The organism is Streptomyces sp. NPDC091387, from assembly GCF_044756945.1.
In the GTDB taxonomy this organism is placed as follows: Bacteria; Actinomycetota; Actinomycetes; order Streptomycetales; family Streptomycetaceae; genus Streptomyces.
The window spans coordinates 1-1,865 of record NZ_JBIVTZ010000049.1 but is presented as its reverse complement, the minus strand read 5'-3'; the positions used below and the strand labels follow the sequence as shown (position 1 = coordinate 1,865).

Sequence of the window (1,865 nt, the reverse complement as noted above, 5' to 3'; positions counted from 1 at the left end):
TGAGAGGGCGGTATGCGAGTTTTTGCCTTGCATCTGACTCTGCTACGGGATTGGCGTGCAGACCAGGGCTGTTAACGAGCGCCGGTTGCACGGCGAGGACGAACAAATCGACTGGGATTCGGCCTGGCGGGCGTGTTGCCGCGGCCTGGTGCCCCCTGGCATGGGACCGAGCCAGAGGGCCATCCCGGCGCCCTGGCTCTGCGACATACTGCGGTCATGAGTAGAGAGGATTCGACACGGCTGGCGAGAGCCCTCATCGAGTTCCGTGAGGCCGAAGGCATCTCGGAGCGTGAACTCGCGCGCCGCACCTGGCTGAGTGAAGCGACCATCAGGACCTTCGAACGCGACCTTGGGGACCTGCCCACCCCGACTGTTGCCCGAAGCTTCGAGGAAGTCCTCGGCTGGACTCCGGGCAGCATCAAGACCGCGCCGTCCGAGGCGATGGGCCGTGAGGCGTCGGTCGACTCGGCCGTGGACCTCGAGTAGGGGCGCTCGTCAGGGCTGAATTCCGGGCGGTCGTGGCCTGGTGAACAGTCCTGGCTCGGTTTCGGCCAGGATTCCGCGGTCGGTCAGCCGCTTGAGCTTGAGGCGGACGTTGTTGATGTTGTTGGGCGCGACCGCCACGTCCATCGCCTCGCACACGTGCCGCGCACGCAGCGGATGGTCGGCCGCGGTGAACACCGCCATGATCTGCTGGTAGGCCGGATGGTCCGGCAGTTTCGGTGCAGGCGGCGCAGGCGGCTCGGGGTCGGGCAGCTCCAGCAGTGTCTTACGGGTGATCCGGACTTCGTCGGCGGCCCGGCGGAGTTCGTCGAGCTGGGCCGTCAGCTGCGTGATCTGTTCCCGCATCGTCTCGGCCTGCGCGCTGATCTCCCGTTCCCGTTCCTCCAGCCGCGCCAGTACCGCGCCGAGGGTCAGTTCCCCGCCCGTCATGCGGTGCGCCAGGCCGGCGTGGTTGCTCCGGTCAGCCGGCGCAGTATCACCGCGGTCATCGCCCAGTAGACCCGCGACTCCGAACTGCTGGGCAGGTGCTCGTAGTCGCGCACCAGCCTGCGGTGCAGCATCAAGATCCCATAGGCGCGTTCCACGACCCACCGCTTGGCCTGGGGAACGAACCCGGTCTGCGCGGGATTGCGTTCCACGACTTCCACCTCGATGCCCACCTTCTGACCGTGCGCGACGACGGCGTTCTTGAAGCCCTGGTCGACCAGGGCCTTCTGCACGGTGTCGGTGTCGGCGGCGACCTTGTCCAGCAGCGCGATGCCGACGGCGTTCTCGTGCGCAGACGCGGCCGCCACGACTACCGCGATCACCAGACCCAGAACGTCAACGGCCAGGCCGCGCTTGCGGCCCGGTACTTTTTTTGCCGGATCGCGCCCCGTCGACTCAGCGGGCACTCCGGCCGCCGCGTGCACGCTCTGGGTGTCGAGCACCACCAGGCTCGGGTCCGCCTTCCGACGCGCCATTTCCCGCACCTGCCAGCGCAGCAGGTCGTGAATGGTCTGGTCGATGCCGTCGTTACGCCAGGTGTAGAAGTAGTACTTCACCGCGCCGGGCGGCGGAAAGTCGTGCGGGAGCAGCTCCCACTGGCAGCCGGTGCGGCCCTGGTAGAGCAGCGCGTTGACGATCTCCCGCATCTCGTACCGGCCCTGATGGCCACTGGCTGAGGGATGCGCGGCCTTCCACGCGGCGATCACAGGCTCCACCAGCGCCCACTGCTCGTCACTCACGTCGGTCTTGTAGGGCTTGCGCTCGCTCACGGTGCCCAGCCCAACATGCCCATGGCCGCCGACCGGCCGGGATGCCGCTGCGCCACACGTTCAGGTGACGACAAAACTCCTATCCACTCTCATTCTGCCCTCTGA

General features: G+C 67.2%; 3 protein-coding genes. 1 reads left to right on the top strand and 2 read right to left on the bottom strand.

What is annotated here, in order from left to right; genetic code table 11:
* Positions 1-216 precede the first annotated feature (216 nt).
* The gene (locus tag ACIQM0_RS39295; protein ID WP_401296048.1) at positions 217-486 is read left to right on the top strand and encodes a multiprotein-bridging factor 1 family protein; all 270 of its coding nucleotides are present in this window, start codon (positions 217-219) and stop codon (positions 484-486) included.
* 9 nt (positions 487-495) lie between these two features.
* Here ACIQM0_RS39295 and ACIQM0_RS39290 read toward each other — a convergent pair whose 3' ends face one another.
* Positions 496-933 (bottom strand): hypothetical protein, encoded by a 438-nt coding sequence (locus ACIQM0_RS39290; protein WP_401296046.1) that lies wholly within the window; start codon positions 931-933, stop codon positions 496-498.
* Positions 930-1,760 carry an IS5 family transposase gene (locus ACIQM0_RS39285; RefSeq protein ID WP_401296043.1) on the bottom strand — a complete coding sequence of 277 codons (831 nt, stop codon included), beginning with the start codon at positions 1,758-1,760 and terminating at the stop codon, positions 930-932. The genes ACIQM0_RS39290 and ACIQM0_RS39285 overlap by 4 nt, the downstream gene beginning before the upstream one ends.
* Positions 1,761-1,865 lie beyond the last annotated feature (105 nt).